The following is a 21,535-nucleotide window of genomic DNA, read 5'->3' on the forward strand; positions in this document are numbered from 1 at the left end:
ATATCTCCCCGGCGTGATGCACCAGAGACGACTCCTCCTCGCCTTCGCCACGGCGCTGCTGGCCCAGCCGCTCCTGCCGCGGGCGCTGCCCGCCCACGAGATCCCCCAGCGGGTCGCGGTGCTCGGCTACGTGCGCCCCGAGGGCACGCGCGTGGACCTGCTGCTGCGGGTGCCGCTCGAGGCGATGCGCGACGTGGAGTTCCCGCTCCGTCCGGACGGGTCGCTCGACCTGGTGCGGGTACGGCCGCTCCTCGAGACGGCCGCGACCCAATGGCTCGCCGACTACCTCGCGCTCGATGCCGACGGGGTCCCGCTCGGCCGTCCGCGTGTGCTCGCGACCGCGCTCGCGATCCCGAGCGACCGCAGCTTCGAGTCGTTCGCCGCCGCGTCGGCACGGTTCGCGCGCGAACCGCTGGGGGAGGAGACGACGCTGCAGTGGCGGCAGGCGCTGTTCGACGTGCGGCTCGAGGTCACCCTGCCGGCGGCGGGCGCGCGGCTCGTGCTGCATCCGCAGCTCGCGCACCTCGGGCTGCGCACGACGAGCGTGCTGCATCTCATCGGCGCTGACGGCCGCGACCGGATCCTGGTCTACGAGGGGAATCCCGACCGCATCGCCCTCGCGCCGCGATGGCATGACGCGGTGCGGCGTTTCGTCGCCGAGGGCTTCCGCCACATTCTCGGCGGGATCGACCATCTGCTGTTCGTGCTCTGCCTCGTGCTCCCGGTGCGCCGCTGGCGGTCGCTCGTCGCGATCGTGACGGCGTTCACGCTGGCGCACTCGCTCACGCTCGGCGCGTCGGCCCTCGGCCTCGCGCCGACGGCGGGGTGGTTCCCGCCGCTGGTGGAGGTGCTGATCGCCGCGTCGATCGTCTGGCTGACCGTCGAGAACATCCTGCTGCCCGCCGACCGGCTCGAGCGGCGGTGGGCGATCGCGTTCGCCTTCGGCCTGGTCCACGGGTTCGGCTTCTCGTTCGCGCTCGGCGAACAGCTCCAGTTCGCCGGCGGACATCTGGTGATGGCGCTCGCCTCGTTCAACGTGGGGGTGGAGCTCGGGCAGCTGCTGGTCCTCGCCCTCGCGCTCCCGCTGCTCCGCTGGATGCACGCCCACGTGGGGGCCGACCGCGAACGGCTGGTGACGATCGTGGGGTCGGCGTTCGTGGCGCACACGGCATGGCACTGGATGACCGACCGCGCCGCGACGCTCGCCGAGTACCGGGCGCAGTTCGTCTGGCCGGTGATGGACGGGACGTTCGCCCTGGGACTGATGCGCTTCGCCCTGCTCCTCACGCTCGCGCTGGCCCTCGGGCTCGCGCTGCGGCACATTCTCCGGACCCTCCGGACCTCCTGACCCCCTGTTGCCCCCCTGCTGACTCCCGTGCTCCTGCGTCCTCTCGTCCCGCTCGCCGCCATCGCCCTCCTCGTCGCCGCGCAAGGCTTCACGCAAGGCGTGGCGCGGACGACCGCGGACGGCGTGTACACCACGCAGCAGGCCAACGAGGGGCGCGAACTCTGGGCCAGCGCGTGCAACAACTGCCACACGCCGCACAACGGCCTGCCCTTCAAGAACAAGTGGATCGGGCGAGACCTCGCCTCGCTCTACGCCTATGTCAAGAACGAGATGCCGAAGAACGATCCCGGCGGCCTCTCCGACGAGGAGTACCTGCTCGCGGTCGCGTTCCTCGTGCGCGCCAACGGCATGCCCGCCGGCGAGCGCCCGCTGCCGATGGACTCGCTCGCGCTCAGTCGTATCCGTTTCGATTCCGTCCGCACCGTCCCCACCTCCACCGGTCCACGGCGATGACCCTTCGACGCCTCTCGCTCCTGCTCGCGCTCGTCCCCGGTCTGCTGCAGGCGCAGACACGCCCCGCGAGTGCGCCCGGCGGCGCCGCCCCGGTGATGACGAACCTGGAGCGCGGCAACGCGTTCGGTGAATGGCGCTTCTGGGCCGCCGACGCGCACAGCACGCGCTACTCGCCGCTCGACCAGATCGATGCGACGAACTTCAACAAGTTGCAGGTCGCCTGGCAGTGGAACGCCGGCACCTTCGGCCCCGACGAGTACTACCGGACGACGCCGCTCTACGCGAACGGCCGGCTGTTCACCGTGGCGACGACGCGCCGCTCGGTGATGGCGATCGACCCCGAGACGGGCGAGACGCTCTGGATGTACCGGCTGGAGGAAGGGATCCGCTGGCAGAAGGCGCCGCGCCAGTTCGCGGGACGCGGCCCGTCGTATTGGACGGACGGGCGCGAGGAGCGGATCATCGTCGTGACGCCGGGCTACCACATTGTGTCGCTCGACGCGAAGACCGGGCTCCCCGATCCGCGCTTCGGGAAGAACGGCGTGGTGGACCTGATGGACGGGCTCGGCTTCCCGCTCGTGCCGCTCGCGGTGGACGACTCCGGTTCGCTGGTGATCTCCGACGCCGCGCCCGCGCGTCGGGCGCGCCCCGGCGAGACCTGGGACCCGGTGAAGAAGATCGGCGCCGACGGCACCATCGGCATCGACCCGGTGAACGGCCAGATCGCGGCGAGCTCGCCGGCGATCCTCATCAACGACGTGGTCGTCGTCGGCAACTCGAGCATCCACGGCTACTACCCGATCCGCGTCCGCAACATCCCGGGCTTCATCCGCGGCTTCGACGTGCGCACGGGGCGCCAGCTCTGGAAGTTCAACCTCGTCCCGCAGCCGGGCGAGTTCGGCGCCGAGACGTGGGAGAACGGCTCGAAGATCGGCACCGAGGGCGTGGGCAAGAACGACGCCTGGGCGACCTACTCGGGCGACCCCGAGCTCAACATGGTGTACATCCCGGTCGGCATGCCGCTCATGGACGAGTACGGCGGCCATCGCCCGGGCGCGAACCTCTACGGCAACTCGCTCGTCGCGCTTGACGCGCGGACCGGCGTGCGGAAGTGGCACTTCCAGATGGTGCACCATGACATCTGGGACTACGACACGCCGATGGCGCCGAACCTGCTCGACATCACCGTCGACGGGCGGCGTCGGAAGGCGATCTCGCAGGCGACCAAGCAGGGCTGGCTCTACACCTTCGATCGCGTGACGGGCGAGCCCATCTGGCCGATCGTCGAGACGCCGGTGCTGCAGAGCGACGTGCCCGGGGAGCGGACCTGGGCGACCCAGCCGATCCCGTCGAAGCCGGCGCCGTACTCGCAGCAGGGACTGCTCGAGAGCGACCTGATCGACTACACGCCCGCCATCCGCGACTCGGCGCTCGCCCGCGCGCGCACCTGCCGCATGGGACCGTACTTCATCCCGGCGGTGCTGAGCGACGGGTCGAGCCCCACCGGCACGCGCTGCGCGTGGTATGCGCCGGGCGCCTCGGGCGGCGTGAACATCGACGGCGGCGCGGCGGTCGACCCGGTGACGGGGATGATGTACGTCGCCTCGATCAGCGGCCTCTCGACGATCACGCTGCAGAAGGATCCCTGCTCGGAGTTCCGCTACAGCTCGCCGCGCGACAACTGCGGCCTGATCGGCGCGGTCGCCCCGCCGCCGGGCTACACGCCGCCCACGTCACGGGGCGGCGGCTTCGAGGGGCGCGGCAACGTCGCGACCATCGGCGGCGTCTCGATCCTCAAGCCGAAGCAGTTCGGCGGCATCACCGCCTACGACATGAACGTCGGCGACAAGCGCTGGTGGATCCCCAACGGCGGGATGGTACCGACGACGAGCACGCATCCGCTCTTCGCGGGCGTCCAGCTCCCGCCGCGTCCGGCCGGCGGCCAGCAGCCGCAGGTGATCAACACGAGGACGCTCGTGATCTACGGGACCGGCCGCTCGGGCGGCGTGCCCGGGGCGAAGCCGATGCTCTTCGCGGTGGACAAGAACACCGGCGCGCAGGTGGGGGCGGTGGAGATCCCGGCCAAGACGACCGCGATGCCAATGACGTTCCTGCACAAAGGGAAGCAGTACATCGTGTTCGCGACGGGGGCGGGGACGACGGCGGCGCTGGTCGCGCTCCGACTGCCCTGAGCTAAGGAGCGAGGACCGTCCGATCCGTGCCAGCGCCCACCGGTGGCGCTGGCGCGCAGTCCCGGCGCAGCGCGTCGTCGACCGCGCCGCGCATCACCGCCTGCGCCTGACGGAGCTCATCGGCGGCGGAGCCGTCCCCGACGCCGCGTGCGAGTAGCGCTGCCGTTGCGCCGAGCGCGAGATCGGCTCGGCGCACGCCGTCGCAGGCCCGCGTGACCGAGGAGAGCACGAGTTCGCTGCGGGCCATCTGTAGCCCTCCCGCCACCAGCAGGCCGCGCGTATCGGGGCCGGACTCGACGCTGTCGGCGAGCGCAAGGAGCGCGAGGGGCAACGCGTAGGAGGAGGGCACGGTGTCGGACGCCGACCGGAGCAGCTCGACGCCGCGCGCCATCGCGTAGCGGCGCAGCGAGGCCGCGCCGGCGATGCCCTCGCGCGGCGCGCGCTGCAGCACGCGCAACGCGCTGTCGGGGCGACCATCCTGGAACCAGAGTTCCGCGAGCCGCAACTGACTCTGCGCGAGCGTCGCGTCCGACGCGAGCGCCTCGCGCAACGCGACACGCTCGGCGGCCCGGTCACCGGCCGCGCGCGCCTCCTGCGCCGCGAGGACCCGCAACTCCGCCAGCCGAGGGAATCGCTCCAGCCCGCGCGCCAGGGCGACGGTGCGTTCGTCGGCGATGAGACGGAAGTACTGGACGTACAGCCGCGGATCGTCAGGATGCTCGACCACCGAGCGCGCGCTCTTCGCCACGGCGCGCAGCGTATCGCCGCGGTGCAGCAGCGCATCGACGTACCGCACCGCGTACGCCGCGCCGGCCGCGAACTCGGGATCGACGGTCTCGAGCGAATCGCCGAGAGTCGCCGTCGTCTCCCATCGTCCGAGGGTGTGCAGGGCGCGGAAGCGCAATCGCGGGAATCGCGCGTCGCTCGCATGCCGACCCACGAGCGCGTCGATCGCGTCGAGGGCGACCGCGGGACGCTCGAGCGCGAGCAGTCGTTCGAGCGCGACGACCGCCAGGTCCGCCGAGTCGGGACGCGCGGCGAGCACCTGCGCCCAGGCCTCCGCGGCATCGCGACGGCGGACGAGTCCGTCCAGCGCCTGTGCCCGGAGGGCCAACGCGATCACGCTCGCCGAGTCGCGCGCCAGCACCTGTCCGGCGAGCCGCAGCACCGAGTCGGCGGGCGCCCCCGACTCGACGAGCGCGCGCGCGAGACAGATCCGCGCCACCAGCCCCGTGGGCGTGAGTCGGAGCGCTGCGGTCGCGGCCCGGATGGCCGCCGCGCGATCGCCGAGTCGCGCCGCGTTCTCGCACTGGCGCACCTCGCCGAACTGCCGACGCACCTCGAGGAGCGCACGCGCGAGGGAATCCCCGGCCGCCTCGGGCGTGGCGGCGCGCAGCGACCGCAGCGGCTCCCGTTGTCGCGGATCGCGCACGAGCACGACCCACGCCTGCACGTCGATCCCCCCCGGGCCGGGCACGGCCCGCCCGACGAGCAGTTCGTCCGCCCGCGCGAGGCGCGTGACGGTGCGCAGGTCCATCTCCGTCGCGTCGCCCGGCTCGCGGATGCCGAGGGCACGCAGCATCCGCTCCAGGGAATCGGCGGGGACGAGTGCGATGGCGCGCCGATCCACGTCACGACGCAGCCCCGATCGCGCCGCATCGACGACACGGCGCCAGAGGCGCGAATCCCCACTGCCCGGCGCGGCCGCGATCGCGAGCGTTTGGCGCACGAACGACTGCGCCCCGAGCGGCGCGACGGCACACGCCCAGGCCAGCACGCACGCGACGGTCCTCATCTCATTGGATGAACTTCCAGCTCGCCCGATAGTCGCGGGACAGCGCCGCTCCCGTGAGCCTCGCGCGCACCATCTCGATCGGCATCCGCCCGCCCTGCATGATCGCGTCGTGGAACTCGCGGTTCGTCATCCGACCACCGCCCACCAGTTCGCGGTGGAGCGCGCGGATCTGCAGCCCGCCCATCATGTAGGCCGCCTGGTACAGCGGCGAGTAGGTGCCGTTGAACGACCGTCGCACCTCCGCCTCGGCGTTGGCGCGCTCGTGGCCGACGCGCGTGACGAGGAGGTCGATCGCCTCCTGCGGCGTCATCTGCCCCAGGTGGACCTTGAGCGAGAAGATGATCCGCGCGAGCCGGTGCGAGCGCCAGAAGAGCATCCCCATCCGGTCCTCGGGGGTCTTCGGGAAGCCCTGATCCCAGAGCAGCATCTCCCACCAGAGCGACCAGCCTTCGGTCCAGAAGGGCGTGCCGAACGCGCCGCGGTGCGTGTTGTATCGCGACGTCATGTAGCCCTGCAGATGGTGCCCCGGGATCAGCTCGTGGTGCACCGTCGCCATCGAGAAGTGCGGGTTGTTGCCGCGCATCGACATGAGCTTGTCGGCGTCGGCCATGCTGTCCGTCGGATACGAGACCTGGATGATCTCGCCGCCGAGGAAGAAGGGGGAGACGAGCTGCTGGCGCGGGGTCATCATCTCCATGCGCCAGATCTCGTCCGCCAGCGGCGGCACGGTGATGAGGTCCTTCGCCGTGATGAACGCGACGGCCTCGCGCGCCAGCCGGCGAATGAGCTCGGGCTGGTCACCGGGCGGCACGTAGGCCTGCTTCACCTTCTCGAGCGCGGCGCGCCAGTCGTCGCCGAAGCCCATCTCGCGGGCCGCCTTCTTCTGCTCGGTCTCGATCCAGGCGAACTCGCGCTCGGCGAGGTCGATCAGCTCCTGCGGCTCGTACGCGATCATCTCCGCCGCGAGATCCTCGCGCAGACCGTCGAGGCCGATCGGGTCGCCGACGATCGGCTCCTCCTGCCCGTCGCGTTGGCCGATGATCGCCTCGCGGATCGCCTTCTGGTAGTTCGTCAGCGCCGTGTTGGCACGGCGCATGGGGTCCGCCGTCCACCAGGTGTACTCGGGGTCGTAACCGGAGTAGAAGCGGTTCCAGTTGCGCAGCGTCCCCTGGAGGTCATCGAGGTACCCGACCGTGCGCAGGGCAACGATCCGCTCGGGGCGCGTGGCGCTGTTGGCCGGCTTCGCGCGCACCGCGCGGGTGAGCGAGTCGGCGGTGGCGGCGAGCTTCGCGAGCGCGCGCGCCGATCCGGGCGCGTCCACCGGTTCGAAGCGGCGGCGCTTCTCCTCGAGCTCGGTCACGACCGCCGCGAACGGCACGAGCGCCGCCATCTCCCCCGCGAGCTTCTCCTCGCGCCGCAACTGCGCCTGCTCGGCCTTCACCTTCGACTCGAGCAGCACGTAGTCGATCTTCCCTTCCTGACTCAGCCGGGCGAAGTCGATCTTCCGGAGCCGCTCGCGCCATCCTTCGTAGAACGTGCCGAACCGCGCGCGCCGCGTGGGAGAGAACTCCACCGTCCAGCGCCGGCCGAGCGCGGCGCGATCGGTCGAGTAGAGCGCGACGGTGTCGCGGAGTTCGCTCGCGCCGACGGGGATCATCCCGATGCGGCGCTGGGCGGCGAGCGGTGCGGCCAGCGGCGACGCGACGGCCGACGCGAGGAGGAGGACGAAGGCCAGCCTCGTCATGCCCGCGAGGCGGGAGCTGTTCGCCGTTCCCCCTTCCCCCATCATCCTTGAGCCTTCGCCGTTCATCGCTTCCTCTCATATCGCTTGAGCGCCCGCGGTCCGACCTCGGCGCCGTAGATGTTCCCGCGCGAATCGACGGCCACCCCTTCGGCCGCGCTCGTGTTGCGGGTGGTGGTCACCGGGTCCGGGATGAAGGCGGTCACCTCCCCCGTGCGGGCGCTGCCGATGCGGATCCCGCGCTGCCACTCGGGACGTCGCGGCTCGATCGACCCCGACTCGGAGTCGGCGGCGTAGAGCACGTCGTTGGCGTCGATGAAGAGCCCGCTGGCGCGCGAGAACTGGGTCCAGGTGTCGAGCAGCTTGCCGTCCTGCGAGAAGATCTGGATGCGGTCGTTCGAGCGGTCCGCGACGAAGAGCCGTCCCTGCGAGTCCATCGCCAGCGCGTGCGGCTGGTCGAACTCGCCCGGCCCGGTCCCCTTCTTCCCCCATGTCATGAGGAAGCGGCCGCTGCGGTCGAACTTGAGCACGCGCGCATTCGCCTCGGGACCCGACGCATGCCCCTCGACGACGAAGATGTCGCCGTTGGGCGCGACGTAGACCGCGTTGGGCTGGAAGAAGAAGCCCGGCTCACGCGCGCCACCATCGGTGCCGAGGCGGAGGAGCACCTCGCCGGTGGGCGAGAACTTGATGACCTGATGGCCGAAGACGCGTGAAGGCGTCGCCGCCGGAGTCGCGGGAGCGGGCTGTCCCGGACGGGGCGCCGGCGGGCGATTGTCGCGCCCGTCCACGATCCAGACGTTCCCTTCGCGATCGACATGGATGCCGTGCGGCCAGTTGATCATCCCCTTGCCGAACGAGCGCACGAGGTTGCCGTCCTTGTCGAAGAGCAGCACCGGATCGAGGTCCGACCCGACGCACGAGTTCTGGCCGCAGCGCTCGGCGACCCAGACGCTCTGGCCGTCGCGGTCGATCGCGACGGCGCTCGTGGACCCCCAGACGCGACCGGCGGGCATCTTCGCCCAGCCTTCGATGGTCGTGTAGGGATTGGGCCGGTCGTTCACCGGCGCGACCTGCGCGTCGAGCCGCGCCACGGCGGCGAGCGCGAACGCGGCGAGCGTGATGCGGCGGATCATTCGTCGTCCTCCCCGCGCGTCGGCGGCGTCGGCGGATACTCGTTGGCCGGATACTTGAAGGCCTCGGCGATGGTCGGGTCCCCTGCATTGCCCATCACGCGCCAGGCCGCGTACTCGCCGAGCACGATCGAGAACTTGAAGCCCTCCGCCTGTCCCATGCCGGTGATCCACGCATTCTCCGCGCCCGGGACCTTGTCCACGATGAAGTTCCGGTTGACGCTGATCTCGTAGTGGCAGGCGCGCGTGGAGAGCAGCGGCGCCAGGGCCATCGCGGGGAAGTACTTCTTCAGGACGTTGCGCGACCCATCGACGCGGTCGGCGTTGGTCCAGCGCGAGCTCGTGTCGGGGTCCTGCTGGGCCGGGTCGGCACGGACCTGCGGCGGGGGAGGCGGCGGCGCGGCAGGGGCCTCGCCGGGCGGCGTGGGCGGGGCCGGCGGCGCGATCGCGCCCCGCACGCGGAACCCGTGCGAGTCGGTCGGCAGCGCGGCCCAGCCGGTCACGCCGGGCACGTTCCAGCTCGGCATGTTGGGATGGGTGAAGCGCGTGTCGTCCATCGGCGGGCCGAAGTAGCAGACGTGGCCCACCGGCAAGCTCGTGCGGTTCTTCATCACCTCGGGGAAGACCTTGCCCATCCACGGCCCGCAGGCGAACACGAAGGCATCGGCGCCGATCCGCGTGCCGTCCTGCAGCGAGACGTACTGCATGCGCCCGTTCGTGACCGGCCCGGGCGTCACGCGGCCCTGCCGGAACTGCACCCCCGCGTCGCGCGCGAGCGTGACCACCGCCTGCACCGAGTCGCGCGCGCGCGCGACGCCGGCGTCGGGCTCGTAGAGGATGACCTCGTTCCCCTCGGAGCGGATCTGCGGGAAGCGGCGCGTCGCCTCGGCCTCGTCGAGCACCTCGTACTTCACACCGAGCTTGTCCCACAGCTCGCGCGAACGCGTGGTGAAGGCCTGCGGCTTGTCGCGCAGGATGATGTCGCCGGTCGTGTAGAAGAACCGCGTGCCGAATCGCTTCGTGTGCTCCTGGTCGAACTCGCGCCAGCGCTTGATGCTCTCGCGGGCCCACGCGACCCAGAGCTCCGGGGTGATGGTGCGGTCGCCGTACGAGGAGCGGATGCCGCGCGTCTCGTCGCCGCTCGTCGAGCGTGAGTTCGCCGCGCCGTACTGCTCCACCACCGTGACCTTGTTGCCTTCCTTGCGCAGGTGCCAGGCGATGAACGCGCCCCACGCGCCCGCCCCGACGACGACGACGTGGTTGTTCCGCGTGCCGCGCGGCCGCCGGCCGGTGTGGACGGGGAAGATCGGGGGCTCCTGCGCCTCGACGGCGAGCGGCGTCACGCCACTGAGGAGCGCGCCCGTGCCGAGTCCGGCCAGGCGAAGGAAGTCGCGGCGCGGCAGCTCGGAGGCGAGCGGCTCGCGCGGATCGGAAGCGTCTGACATCGAGAGGACCCGGGGCTGGGGATGGGCCGAAGATCGCTCCCGCGCGAGGGGGCCGCAATCGCGCCGGGAAGGACTCGCGTCCCGTTCCAACGCCCGACCGCTTGCACGCGTTGAGGCGGCGACCCAGCTTCCGAGCCGATGATCCCCCGCTCCCGTTCCCCTCGTGCCGCCCTCGGTGCCCTGCTGGGCGCCGCCGGCCTCATCGCCGCGCTACCGCTCTCGGCGCAGGAACCCTCGCCGTTGGACTCCGCCGCCCTCCGGCAGGTGGAGGTCGGCGAGCAGTGGTTCCGCTCGGTCTGTCTCGAGTGCCACGCGCAGAACCTCTCCGACCCGGATTTCCGCCTCAAGTGGGGCGGGCGCTCGGCCTACGACCTCTTCGACCAGATTCGCACGACGATGCCGGAGAGCGATCCCGGCTCGCTCACACCCGAGACGTACACCGCGGTGATCGCGTACCTGTTGAAGCGCAACGGGATGCCCGTCGCGCCCGCCGTGCTCGCCGCCGACGCTGCCGCACTCGCGGCCGTGAAGCTGACCTTCCCTCCCTCCACCCGCTGACCGGGCCCATCATGCGCACCCTCTCCCTCCTCCTCCGCGCCACCGCCGTGACCGCCCTCGTCGCGCTCGCCGCGTTCCCGTCGGTCGCGCGCGCGCAGGCCCGCGAGGCGATCGGCAACTCGAGCGCGACGCTCACGCCGGCGATCCGCGTCGGGAACCTCGTCTTCGCCTCGGGCGCCCTCCCCGGCCGCGACGCCGACTCGACCATCCAGAGCCAGACGACGAGCGCGCTCAACGCGATCAAGCGCAACCTCGAGGCCGCGGGCACGACGATCGAGAACGCGGTGAAGTGCACCGTCTTCCTGGTCGACGGCGCCGACTTCCGCGGGATGAACGAGGCCTACGCGAAGATGTGGCCGGTGGCGCCGCCGGCGCGCACGACGGTCGTGATCAAGGCGCTGGTGGTGCCGAACGCCAAGCTCGAGATCGAGTGCATGGCGACGATGCCCGCGAAGTAGCGACGGTCAGCGGGTCCAGACGACGATCACGCCGCAGCCCTCGAAGTCGTTGTAGCGGGCCGGCGCCTGTGTGGCGGGGTAGACCTCGATCGACTTCGCGCGATCGAGGAGTCCCGGGATCTCGGCGCCGTCGAAGTGCGGGCGTCCCTGGCTGTCGAACTGCGGACCTTCGTCATGGCCGTCGACGAACCAGCGGGGCCAGCACGGCATGGTCCCGCGCATCATCTTGATCGCGCCCCGGTCCATCTTGATGCGCGGCGCGAACTGGGCCACCGCGTTCGGCGTGACGCGGGGCAGGCGCCGCAGCTGATCCTCCGTGATGAACTGCCCGAGGCCGATCGCCCGACGCCGGTCGAACTCGTCCCGCCAGTCGAACGGGTCCTTCGCGGTGATGCGCACGGTGTCGAGTCCCTGCGCCACCGGGACCAGCATCACGTCATCGATCTCGACGAGCGCGGCGCGCGGGTCGAGGTCGATGATCCGCGGCTCGTAGCCGAGGGCGCGCACGCGCGCCTGCTGCGAGCGGCGCCCGCGGATCGCGAGCTCGTAGCTCCCGTCGCCGCGCGTGAGGGCGATCGCGTCCTCGTCGTTCATCGAGGCGACGGTCGCCTGCCGGAGCGGCGATCTGTCCGGGCCGACGACGCGGCCACGCACGCGCACCCGCGCGTTCGCATCGCCCAGCACGAGACTGCGCCGCCCGATGTCCCCCGTCGGGCCGACGCGCGCGCGCACGCCGACGGTGTCGGCGTCGGTCGCGTACGCGGTCACGTCGAACGGGACGTCCTTCGGCAGTCCGCAGAGCAGGTAGGCCCCGCTCACGCCGGTCGTGTCGGTGCGCTCCATCCGCTGCTGGCTGGGACGATCGCCCTCGATCCGCCAGATGCTCCACCGCGCGACGACGCGCGCGCCGGCGAGCGGCATCCCTTCCCCGTCGGTGATCTCGCCGTGGAGGAGGGCGTCGAGCGTGTCGAGCTGGGCGCCGCACTGCAGGAACTGGTAGGTCGCGAGGGCGGGCGTCGCCAGCGCCGTCTCGGTGAGCTCGCCGGCGCGCACCTCGAGCGCGTGCGTGAGCGGGCTGACGCCGAGGCTGTCGAACCAGGGCGCCCGGTAGAGGAGCGTGTAGCGCCCCGCGGGGACACCCTTGAAGTCGAAGGTCCCGGTGAAGTCGCTGACCGCTCGCAGTCCGAGCTCGCGCAGCACCACCGTGTCGCCGGCGAGCCGCACCGCGTCGCGGGTGCGGAGCGAGTCGGTGAGGGTGCCGCGGATGCCGCCGAAGGTGATCCCCGCGACGCTGCCGCCGTTGGCGCCGATCGCGGCGAGCATCCGGCGCTCGAGCGCCGAGTCCCCCTGGAAGAGGAGCGTGTCGGCGATGCGCATGGAGAGCACCTCGCCGGTGGAGCGTTCGTGCCCGTCCAGCACCGGGAACGGCATCCGGCCGCGCGAGACCGGCGCCATCCGGAGGCGCGGCATCCGCACCTCGAAGCGACTCTCGATCCAGGAACCATCGGCGAGCCTCGTGAAGAGCACCTCGCCGCCCAACCCGGCGCGCGCGAGCATCGGCACGAGTCCCACGTACTCGAAGTCGAGCCGGCGCAGTTCGTACGTCGCGCGATCCATCCAGAGCGTGCCGGCGATCCCGACCCGCGGCCGCTGCACGCGCACCGGCTTGAAGCCGATGCCGATCAGCCCCGCCTGCGTCCCCTGCCCCTCGACGAGCTGCAGGCAGTGCGACGCCGCGAACGACTCGGAGAGGAGCACCGGAGCGTCGGGCGCGCGGAAGAAGGTGTTGCCGTCCTCCTCCACCACGTAGCCGCGCCGCTCGATGTCCTCGAGGGGCACCGCCTGGAAGGGACGCACCGACTGCCCGGAGATGAGGCGGAACTCCGGCTCCATCAGCGACGCGCCGGTGAGGGACGTCGCACTCTTCGCCACCGCCACCAGCGCGGTCGGTCGTCCCTCCGGTGGCCGCAGCTGCGTCGCGACCAGCGCCTTCCGCGCCTCATCGAAGAGGCTCGCGACCGCCTCGCCGGCGCGTCCGACCACGTCGCACCGGGCGCTCGCGCGCAGCGTCACCGCCTGCAGCACGAGCGGGTTCTCGGGCAACACGAGCGAGACGCGGCGGATCTCGTCCGGCGCCAGCGTGTAGGTCCCGAGCTCGGCGGGGCGATAGCCGATCCGCAATGCACGCACGCGGAACGCGCCCGCGCGCACGGGCAACGCGAACTGTCCCCGCGCCCCTGAGATCGCGCGCGCGAGCACGGTGTCGCCCACCGGCGAATGGGCGAGAAGGACCACGCCGCTCACCGGTGCGCGCGAGGCATCGCGGAGCACGATGCCCGTGAGTTGCTGCGCGGCCAGCCGGTCGGCGGCCAGCAGCAACACCAGGGCGGCGAGCGCGCGGGATCGCATGCTACCCTTGCATCGCGATGCGCAGGTCCCGGTCGCTGAGATTGCCGCCGCACATCACGATGCCGACGCGCTTCCCCGCGAGCCGCGGCGCGAGCTTGCGCAGGCCGGCGAGCCCGGCCGCCCCCGCGCCCTCCGGCAGGTTGTGCGTGATGCGGATGAGGTCCCGCACCGCCGCGTACATCTCGGCGTCGCTCACCTTGATGAAGTCGCTCAATCCCTCGCGCAGCGCGGCGAAGGTGAGCACGTACGCCGAGCCGGTCGCGATCCCCTCGGCGAAGGTCCGCGCCGGCTGTCCGGTGAGCCGCGTCCCCTTCGTCCAGCTATCGTACTGCGCCGGTGCCCCCTCGGCGCCCACGGCATAGACCTTCAGCGCCGGCTTCTTCGTGAGCGCGACGGTGAGCGCGCCCACCGATTGCGAGCCGCCGCCCAGCGCGATCACGAGCGCGTCGAGGTCGGGCTGCTGTGCGAGGATCTCGAGCGTCATCGTGCCGGCGCCGGCGACGACGAGCGGGTCGTTCGTCGAGTGCAGCAAGGCGAGGCCGCGCTCCTCCGCGATCCGCCCGCACTCGACGACGGTCTCGTCATAGGTGGCCCCCACCTCGACGAGCTCCGCGCCGAGTGCGCGGATGGCGGCGTTCTTCTCGGGGTTGTTCCCCTCGGGGACGCAGACGGTGACCGGCGTGCGGGTGAGCCGCCCGCCGTACGCGATCCCCTGCCCATGATTGCCGGTGCTCGCGCCGATCACGCCGCGCGCGCGCTGCTCCGCCGAGCGCCCGAGGATCGCATTGAGCCCGTTGCGGATCTTGAAGCTCTGCGTGGGCTGGTGGTTCTCGTGCTTCACGAACACCTGCACGCCGCTCCCCACGAGTTCATCCAGTTGCGCGTAGGCGCGCAACGGCGTGGGGGCGAGATGGGGCCTCAGCCGCTCCTCCGCCGCGAGGACGTCGTCGAAGGTGATGGGCAAGGCCGCGGCGAGGGCCGCCCCGCGCGGCGCGCTCATCGGCTGTGCTTGTACATGAGGTCCACGAGCTCGTCGTACATCGCCTCGGCCTCCGTCGGTCCCGCCTGGATGGCGCCCGCCGCACAGTGCTTGAGATGATTGCGCATCAGCTCGCGGCTCACGCTGCGCAACGCCTCCTGCACCGACGAGATCTGCACCATGATGTCGGCGCAGTAGCGGTCCTCCTCGACCATCTTGTGGATCCCGCGCACCTGCCCCTCGATGCGGCGCAGCCGCTTGAGGTTGCGTTCCTTCACGTCGACGTCCACGGCGACGGCCTTGCGACCATCCTCGGCCTCGTGTGCCCCGCAGCCGCAGCTCGCCGCCGCATGGACCTTGAGCGCCGTCGCCATCAGGCGCTCGCGATCGCGACGTAGCCTTCTTCCGTCACGAGCTGCGCGAGGTGCGCCGCGGAGACCTTCGATTCGTCGTACTGCACCTTGGCGGTGCCAATGCGCACCTCCTCCACCTGTACGCCCTCGACGGCCTTGAGCGCGTTGGAGACGGCGGCGACGCAGTGGCCGCAGGTCATGCCGGAGATGCTGAGCGTGAGGTTGGTCATGGGGAGGTCCGGAGAACGGTGTCCCCTAGCATACATACCCCCTACCCCTATTGGCAAGATTCCGAGCGCCCGGGCCCGCCGCGCGATAATGTTGGCGGTCCCCAACTCCTCGCCGCCATGCTCCTGCCGCTCCTCGCCCTCGCCGCGCTGACCTCCGCGCCTGCCACCGCCATGGCCGTCGCGCCCGCGGCCGACTCCACGGTCTGGCTCGTCGACAATCACGGCCGGAAGGCCGGCGACCTCGTCGTCGCGACGCGCGGCGACACGACCATCACGCGATACATCTATACGGACCGCAATCGCGGCGGCCGGATCGAGGTGCGGCAGGTCATGCGCAATGGCCGACTGGCGAGCGCCGAGTCGAGGCCGATCAATCCGGATGGCGCGACGGGCGCGCCGACCGAGCGCTTCGAGGTCGCGGGAGATTCGCTGCGGAGCATCTCCGCGAGCGGCATGGCGACGATGTCCGCGATCCCGGCCGGCTCGTTCGTCGGGCTCCGCGGCGGCACCCCGCTCGACCAGGCAGCGCTCGCGCGATTCCTCCTCGCCCAGCCGGGCCGGCGCGGCACGCTCGCGGTGGGCGGCACCGCGCGCGCCGAGATCATCGCCGACACCACGCTGCGCCTCGGCGCCGCGCGCCAGCGCGCGCGCCTCGTCATGGTGTCGCGCGGGTCGAGCATCGTCACCAATGGCGTCTGGCTCGACGAACGCGGCGAGCTGCTGGCGACCGACGTGCAGTGGTTCATCACCGTGAAGCCCGCGGTCGTGCCGCTCCTGCCCGCCTTCCGCGCGATCGAGCTCAAGTGGCGCGATGCGCAGGGCGAGGCGCTCGCCAAGCGCGTCGTCACGACGACGGTCGGGACGATCGCGATCCGCGGCGGCGACCTGTTCGACGCCGAGGCGGGCGTGATGCGGCCGGCGCAGACGATCATCGTCCGCGGCGACCGCATCGTCGCGGTCGGTGCGGCGGACGCGGTCACCGTCCCCGCCGGCGCGACGGTCATCGACGCGACGGGAAAGACGGTGATGCCCGGGATGTGGGACATGCATGGGCACATCCAGGTGAACAGCCAGCTCACGCTGGGCACCACGCAGCTCGCCAACGGCATCACGACGCAGCGAGACCTCGCGGCCGACTTCGACGTCGCGACGTCGCTGCGCGACCGCGAGGCGCGCGGCCTCCTCGCCGCGCCACGCGCCGTGCTCGGCGGGTTCATCGAGGGGCCGCTCGCCTGGGCCGGACCGAGCGAGGCGCTCGTCGCGACCGAGGCCGAGGCGCGGCGCTGGGTCGTGAAGTACGACTCGGCGGGCTACAAGCAGATCAAGCTCTACAACGTCACGCATCCCGACCTCGTCCCGACGATCGCCGCCGAGGCGCATGCACGTGGGATGCGGTTGAGCGGGCACATCCCGCGCGGCCTGAGCATCGAGGCCGCGGTCGGCCTCGGCTTCGATGAGATCCAGCACGCCGCGTTCTTCTTCTCGAACTTCTTCCAGGACTCGCTCTACCTGCCGCGCATGCGCGCCTACTCGCAGGTGGCGACGGCGGTCGCACCGACCTTCGACGTCTTCTCGCCGCCGATGACGAAGCTGCTCGAGTACCTCAAGGCGAAGGGGACCGCGGTGGACGGGACGTTCAACCTCTGGATCGGCGGTGGCGGCGCGATCGTCGGCGCGGGCGGCTCACCGGACCAGCTGAAGGCCGACAGCGCGTACCTGAACCTCATCCGCCGGCTCTACGCGATGGGGATCCCGCTCATCGCGGGGACCGACAACTCGTCGGGCTCGACCTATCGCCGGGAGCTGGAGATGTACGAGAAGGCGGGGATCCCCGCCGCGCGCGTGCTGCAGATCGCGACCATCGAGGCGGCGCGCCACATGAAGGACGAGCGCGACTTCGGCAGCGTGAGCGTCGGCAAGGTCGCGGACCTGCTGATCGTCGCGGGGCGCCCGGCGGAGCGGATCGGGGACCTGGCGCGGATCGAGACCGTGATCCGCGGCGGGCGCGTCTACAAGGTGAGCGACCTCGTGGCCGCGGGGTCGCGTGGGCCGAACGGCGCCGAGGGCGACGACGGCCACGACCACTAGGGTGCGAGGATCCCGCTCAACCAGTGCAAGGTGTTGAGCGCGAACCGCGGATTCTGCTCGGCGAGTTCGGCGTTCATCCCCATGGGCCGCTTCTGCGGCCCCGCGACCTGCGCGCTGAACATCGCCGCCTCGCCGAAGAAGGCGACGCGGCCCTGCCCCACGCGACGCGTCGCGCCTTGCAGCCAGCCGCCCACCGCCTCCTGCCGCGTGCGCGCATCGAACTGCCAGGCGTAGCGCGGCAGCAGCACGATGAAGTCCGCCGGCAGGACCATCACCGGCTCGACGTCGGCCCCCTCCACGCGGAAGGCCTGCCCCGTGAAGCTGCGGACCTGCGTGACGCGCTCGGTGCTGTCGCGCCCGCGGACGATCGCGTGCTCGGGGAGCGTGCCATCCTGCGGCACGAACAGGGTCGGCGTGCCGCGGATGCGCGTCACCATCGAATCGGGCGCGCCGGCGGGCGTCGCCTTGTACGCGAAGCCGTCGGTGAAGCTCGCGCCGAAGGCCGCCGCGAGCTTCGCGGCCGCACCGGCGAGCGGCATGTGGTCGGCGATGAGGAGCAGGCGTCCGCCTCCCTCGACCCACGCGCGCATCGCGGCGATCTCGGCGTCACTGAACGCCGAGGGCGTCGGCGTGGGATAGCGATCCCACTCGAGCGCGCTCGACTGCGCGTTGGAGATGACGAACAGGTCGCACTTGGCGAGCGCGGCCGCGGTGATCGGCTCGCGTGATGGCGCGACGCGATAGCCGTCTCGCCGCGCGAGTTCGCCGAACGCCCAGAAGCGGTCGTCGAGGGTGTGGAAGTTGTGATGCGCCTCGTCGAGGCAGAGACGCGGCCCGGCACCGACCGCATACGCCGGCCGCGGCACGGGCGGGCGGAAGGCGCGGTCGGGGACCTGCTGCGCCGTGAGCGCGCGCACAGCGACCAGCGCGATGAGACCCGCCGCGAGCGCGGCACCGTTCCGGGGACGACGCATCCTGACCTCCGAGAGAGACGCCTCAAGTTGCGGCGCCGAGCGGTCCCGGACAACTTGCCGCATGCCCTTCTCCCACCCGCGGCTCCTCCGCGACGGACGCGCGCTCGTCGCCGCCCTCGCCCTCGTGATCGTCACCGCCCCACTCGGCGCGCAGGCGGCCGGCCCGCGCGCACGCTGGGAGGCCCAGGCCCGCGCCCTGCTCAAGGAGCTCGTCGAGATCAACACCACCGAGAGCGTCGGCAGCACGCTCGCGGCCTCCGAAGCGATGGCGCGGCACCTGCGCGCGGCCGGCTTCCCGGCGAGTGACGTCGTCGTCACGCCGATCACCGAGCGGAAGGGGAACCTCGTCGTCCGGCTCCGGGGCCGGAACACGGGGAAGAAGCCCATCCTCCTCCTCTCGCACCACGACGTGGTCGAGGCCGACGCGCGGGACTGGACGCTGCCGCCGTTCACGTTCATCGAGAAGGACAGCACCTTCTTCGGCCGCGGCGTCGCCGACGACAAGGACGAGGGCGCGATCCATCTCACGGTGCTGCTCCGCCTCAAGGCCGAGGGGATCGTCCCGGACCGCGACATCATCGTCGCGCTCACGACCGACGAGGAGAACGGCGAGCACAACGGCGTGGAGTGGCTCCTGCGCAACCGCCGCGAGCTGATCGACGCCGAGTTCGGCTTCAATGAGGGGGGTGGCGGCCGGATCGAGGAGGGGAAGAAGGTCTCCAACGACGTGCAGGCGAGCGAGAAGAAGTACACCGACTTCCGCCTCGAGACGACGAACCCGGGCGGCCACAGCTCGCAGCCGCGCGCCGACAACGCGATCTACGCGCTCGCGCACGCCCTCGAACGCATCGAGTCCCACCGCTTCCCCGTCCACCTGAACGAGGTCACGCGCGAGTACTTCCGCCGGCAGGCGGCGATCGTCGGCGGCGAGATGGGCGGCGCGATGCGGCGCATCATCGCCAACGAACGCGACTCGGCCGCCGCGGCGCTGCTCTCGCGCGACCCGGCACACAGCTCGCGCCTCCGCACGAGCTGCGTCGCGACGATGCTCGAGGGCGGGCACGCACCCAACGCGCTCCCCCAGCGCGCACGCGCCAACGTGAACTGCCGCATCCTCCCCGACGAACCGGCGGAGGAGGTGCAGCGCACGCTCGAGCGCGTCATCGCCGACACCGCGGTGAAGGTCACCAACGTCACCGGGTCTCGCGAGAGCCCGCCGTCGCCGCTCACCCCGGACCTGCTCCGGAGCATCGAGGAGACGACGCGCGAGGTGTGGCCGGGGATGCCCGTCGTTCCGACGATGAGCACCGGCGCGACCGACGCGCTCTACCTGCGCCGGGCCGGCATCCCCGTCTACGGCGTCTCGGGCCTCTTCTACGCGGCGCCCAACGCGCACGGGATGAACGAGAAGGTCGAGGCGCGGGCCTTCTACGACGGCCTCGAGTTCATGTATCGTCTCGTGCGCCGCATCACCACCACCGGACCCGGAATGTGAGCCCCATCTTCCTGCGCCTCCGCCTCGCCGCCACGCTCCTCGTCGCCGCCGCTTCGCCGCTCGCCGCGCAGCAGGCGACGCCGCCCGCCCTCGCCCCGCGCACGCGCTGGGAGGCGCAGGCGCGCGCGATGCTCAAGGAGCTCGTCGAGATCAACACCACGCATTCCGTGGGCAACACCGTCACCGCCGCCGAGGCGATGGCGAAGCACATGCGCGCGGCCGGCTTCCCGAGCGAGGACGTGATCGTCGTCGAGAACGCGCCGCGGAAGGGGAACCTCATCGTGCGCTATCGCGGCAGGAGCACCGGCCGCAAGCCGATCCTGCTACTCTCGCACATCGACGTCGTCGAGGCCGATCCGAAGGACTGGACGCTGCCGCCGTTCGAGTTCATCGAGCGCGACGGCATCTTCTACGGCCGCGGCGTCGCCGACGACAAGGATGAGAGCGCGATGCACCTGACGATCCTCCTGCGGATGAAGGCCGAGGGGGTCGTTCCCGACCGGGACATCATCGTCGCGCTCACCGCCGACGAGGAGGGCGGCCCGCACAACGGCGTGGACTGGATCCTCCGCAACCGCCCCGAGCTGCTGCAGGCCGAGTACGCGTTCAATGAAGGGGGCGGCGGCCGGACGGAGGAGGGGAAGAAGGTCTCCAACGACGTCCAGGCGAGCGAGAAGAAGGTCGCGAACTTCACGCTCACCGCGACCAACTCGGGCGGACACAGCTCCGTCCCGCGGCCGGACAACGCGATCTACCAGCTGGCGGCCGCGCTGGACCGGATGGGCAAGTACCATCATCCGGTGCACCTGAACGAGATCACGCGCGAGTACTTCCGGCGGCAGTCGGCGATCGTCGGCGGCGAGACCGGTGCGGCGATGCGGCGGATCGTCGCCAACGCGCGTGACTCGGCCGCGGCGGCGACGATCTCGCGCGACCCGGCGAACAACTCGCGTCTCCGCACCACCTGCGTCGCGACGATGCTCTCGGGCGGCCATGCGATGAACGCCCTCCCCCAGCGCGCGACCGCGACGGTCAACTGCCGGATCCTCCCCGACGAGACGCAGGCCGAGGTGCAGGCCCGCATCGTCGCCGCGGTGGCCGACACCGGCGTGAAGGTCACGGTCGAGCGCGAGGCGGCCGACAGCCCGCCGTCACCGCTCACGCCGGAGCTGCTCAAGGCGATCGAGGAGACGACCCGCGAGATGTGGCCCAACATGCCGGTGGTCCCCACGATGAGCACCGGCGCGACCGACGGCCGGTACCTGCGCAACGCGGGGATCCCCGTCTACGGCGTCTCCGGGCTCTTCTACGCCAATCCCAACGCGCACGGGATGAACGAGAAGATCGAGGTAAAGGAGTTCTACGAGGGGCTCGAGTTCATGTATCGGCTGGTGCGGAAGGTCACGGCCGGGCCGGGGATGTGACGGCGGCGCTCGGCCGACGCGTGTCAGCCGGCACGATCGCCGTCACGCGGATCCCCGCATCGCGTACCGCGCCGTAGATCCAGAACACGTCCTGGTACGCGACCGTCCGCGCGCCATCGATGAAGAGGATCTTCTCGGGCCGGCCGTCGTAGATCCGCGTGAGCTCGGGCAGGAGCGCCGCGGGGGCGATCGCGCGTCCGTTGACCGAGTAGCTCGGGCCCGGGTCCACCCGGAGCACGATGTTCGGGGCGCTCGAGTGCGCGCCGGGCGTGGTCGCCGGGACGGGAAGCGGCAGCTCGACCTTCCATTGCTCCTTGGGCAGCGCCCAGAGGATCGCGGCGATCAGCAGCACCAGCAGGATGTCGATCATCGGCACGACGTTCGGCTCGCTCGCGAGCCCGCCACCGCCCATCGGTCCCATATGCACTCCGGGTGAGAGGTCGTCCTGACGCTCTCACCC

General features: G+C 71.4%; 18 protein-coding genes. 8 read left to right on the top strand and 10 right to left on the bottom strand.

Annotated elements, in window-relative coordinates:
• Window positions 1–13 precede the first annotated feature (13 nt).
• The 3 genes from IPJ78_00670 to IPJ78_00680 are packed head-to-tail and all read left to right on the top strand — an operon-like array spanning window position 14 to window position 3,993.
• Entirely contained in the window at window positions 14–1,348 is a 1,335-nt protein-coding gene (locus IPJ78_00670; GenBank protein MBK7905056.1) for a HupE/UreJ family protein, read from the top strand.
• A 27-nt stretch (window positions 1,349–1,375) separates the two neighbouring features.
• Window positions 1,376–1,801, top strand: a complete 426-nt coding sequence (locus tag IPJ78_00675; protein MBK7905057.1) for a cytochrome c — start codon at window positions 1,376–1,378, stop codon at window positions 1,799–1,801.
• Window positions 1,798–3,993 carry a PQQ-binding-like beta-propeller repeat protein gene (locus tag IPJ78_00680; protein ID MBK7905058.1) on the top strand — a complete coding sequence of 732 codons (2,196 nt, stop codon included), beginning with the start codon at window positions 1,798–1,800 and terminating at the stop codon, window positions 3,991–3,993. The genes IPJ78_00675 and IPJ78_00680 overlap by 4 nt, the downstream gene beginning before the upstream one ends.
• A 1-nt stretch (window position 3,994) precedes the next feature.
• Here the strand turns inward: IPJ78_00680 and IPJ78_00685 are convergent, their stop codons facing one another.
• The 4 genes from IPJ78_00685 to IPJ78_00700 form a co-directional block, all read right to left on the bottom strand.
• Complete coding sequence (locus tag IPJ78_00685) at window positions 3,995–5,788, bottom strand: hypothetical protein (protein ID MBK7905059.1); 1,794 nt, start codon at window positions 5,786–5,788, stop codon at window positions 3,995–3,997.
• A gap of 1 nt (window position 5,789) precedes the next feature.
• Window positions 5,790–7,532, bottom strand: coding sequence for a DUF885 family protein (locus IPJ78_00690; protein ID MBK7905060.1), 1,743 nt, complete (start codon window positions 7,530–7,532; stop codon window positions 5,790–5,792).
• A 62-nt stretch (window positions 7,533–7,594) separates the two neighbouring features.
• Window positions 7,595–8,665, bottom strand: a complete 1,071-nt coding sequence (locus IPJ78_00695) for a hypothetical protein (GenBank protein MBK7905061.1) — start codon at window positions 8,663–8,665, stop codon at window positions 7,595–7,597.
• Complete coding sequence (locus IPJ78_00700; protein ID MBK7905062.1) at window positions 8,662–10,107, bottom strand: FAD-dependent oxidoreductase; 1,446 nt, start codon at window positions 10,105–10,107, stop codon at window positions 8,662–8,664. Before IPJ78_00700 ends, IPJ78_00695 begins: the two co-directional genes overlap by 4 nt.
• 138 nt (window positions 10,108–10,245) lie before the next feature.
• Here IPJ78_00700 and IPJ78_00705 point away from each other — a divergent pair, with 138 nt between their 5' ends.
• Window positions 10,246–10,665 carry a cytochrome c gene (locus IPJ78_00705; GenBank protein ID MBK7905063.1) on the top strand — a complete coding sequence of 140 codons (420 nt, stop codon included), beginning with the start codon at window positions 10,246–10,248 and terminating at the stop codon, window positions 10,663–10,665.
• 11 nt (window positions 10,666–10,676) lie between these two features.
• Complete coding sequence (locus tag IPJ78_00710) at window positions 10,677–11,123, top strand: RidA family protein (GenBank protein ID MBK7905064.1); 447 nt, start codon at window positions 10,677–10,679, stop codon at window positions 11,121–11,123.
• A 6-nt stretch (window positions 11,124–11,129) separates the two neighbouring features.
• Here the strand turns inward: IPJ78_00710 and IPJ78_00715 are convergent, their stop codons facing one another.
• Genes IPJ78_00715 through IPJ78_00730 form a run of 4 tightly spaced genes read right to left on the bottom strand, consistent with a single transcriptional unit; the run spans window position 11,130 to window position 15,094 of the window.
• On the bottom strand, window positions 11,130–13,532 hold the full coding sequence (locus IPJ78_00715; protein ID MBK7905065.1) for a carboxypeptidase regulatory-like domain-containing protein: 2,403 nt from the start codon (window positions 13,530–13,532) through the stop codon (window positions 11,130–11,132).
• A gap of 1 nt (window position 13,533) precedes the next feature.
• Window positions 13,534–14,532: a pyridoxal-phosphate dependent enzyme gene (locus tag IPJ78_00720; GenBank protein ID MBK7905066.1), complete on the bottom strand. Its 999-nt coding sequence runs from the start codon at window positions 14,530–14,532 to the stop codon at window positions 13,534–13,536.
• A complete protein-coding gene (locus IPJ78_00725) occupies window positions 14,529–14,885 on the bottom strand; it encodes a metal-sensitive transcriptional regulator (protein MBK7905067.1) in 357 nt (118 codons plus the stop codon). Before IPJ78_00725 ends, IPJ78_00720 begins: the two co-directional genes overlap by 4 nt.
• Window positions 14,885–15,094, bottom strand: a complete 210-nt coding sequence (locus IPJ78_00730; protein ID MBK7905068.1) for a heavy-metal-associated domain-containing protein — start codon at window positions 15,092–15,094, stop codon at window positions 14,885–14,887. The genes IPJ78_00725 and IPJ78_00730 overlap by 1 nt, the downstream gene beginning before the upstream one ends.
• A 117-nt stretch (window positions 15,095–15,211) precedes the next feature.
• Here IPJ78_00730 and IPJ78_00735 point away from each other — a divergent pair, with 117 nt between their 5' ends.
• On the top strand, window positions 15,212–17,182 hold the full coding sequence (locus IPJ78_00735) for an amidohydrolase family protein (GenBank protein MBK7905069.1): 1,971 nt from the start codon (window positions 15,212–15,214) through the stop codon (window positions 17,180–17,182).
• Here the strand turns inward: IPJ78_00735 and IPJ78_00740 are convergent.
• Entirely contained in the window at window positions 17,179–18,156 is a 978-nt protein-coding gene (locus IPJ78_00740) for a DUF4350 domain-containing protein (GenBank protein ID MBK7905070.1), read from the bottom strand. The genes IPJ78_00735 and IPJ78_00740 overlap by 4 nt on opposite strands.
• 61 nt (window positions 18,157–18,217) lie before the next feature.
• On the opposite strand from IPJ78_00740, the gene IPJ78_00745 reads away from it, so the two are divergent.
• Together IPJ78_00745 and IPJ78_00750 are read left to right on the top strand one after the other, a co-directional pair.
• Window positions 18,218–19,651 carry a M20/M25/M40 family metallo-hydrolase gene (locus tag IPJ78_00745; GenBank protein MBK7905071.1) on the top strand — a complete coding sequence of 478 codons (1,434 nt, stop codon included), beginning with the start codon at window positions 18,218–18,220 and terminating at the stop codon, window positions 19,649–19,651.
• A gap of 11 nt (window positions 19,652–19,662) precedes the next feature.
• A complete protein-coding gene (locus tag IPJ78_00750) occupies window positions 19,663–21,075 on the top strand; it encodes a M20/M25/M40 family metallo-hydrolase (GenBank protein ID MBK7905072.1) in 1,413 nt (470 codons plus the stop codon).
• Here IPJ78_00750 and IPJ78_00755 read toward each other — a convergent pair.
• Window positions 21,053–21,496: a biopolymer transporter ExbD gene (locus IPJ78_00755; GenBank protein ID MBK7905073.1), complete on the bottom strand. Its 444-nt coding sequence runs from the start codon at window positions 21,494–21,496 to the stop codon at window positions 21,053–21,055. The genes IPJ78_00750 and IPJ78_00755 overlap by 23 nt on opposite strands.
• Window positions 21,497–21,535 lie beyond the last annotated feature (39 nt).

This window comes from Gemmatimonadota bacterium (assembly GCA_016714015.1).
Classification (GTDB): Bacteria; Gemmatimonadota; Gemmatimonadetes; order Gemmatimonadales; family Gemmatimonadaceae; genus Pseudogemmatithrix.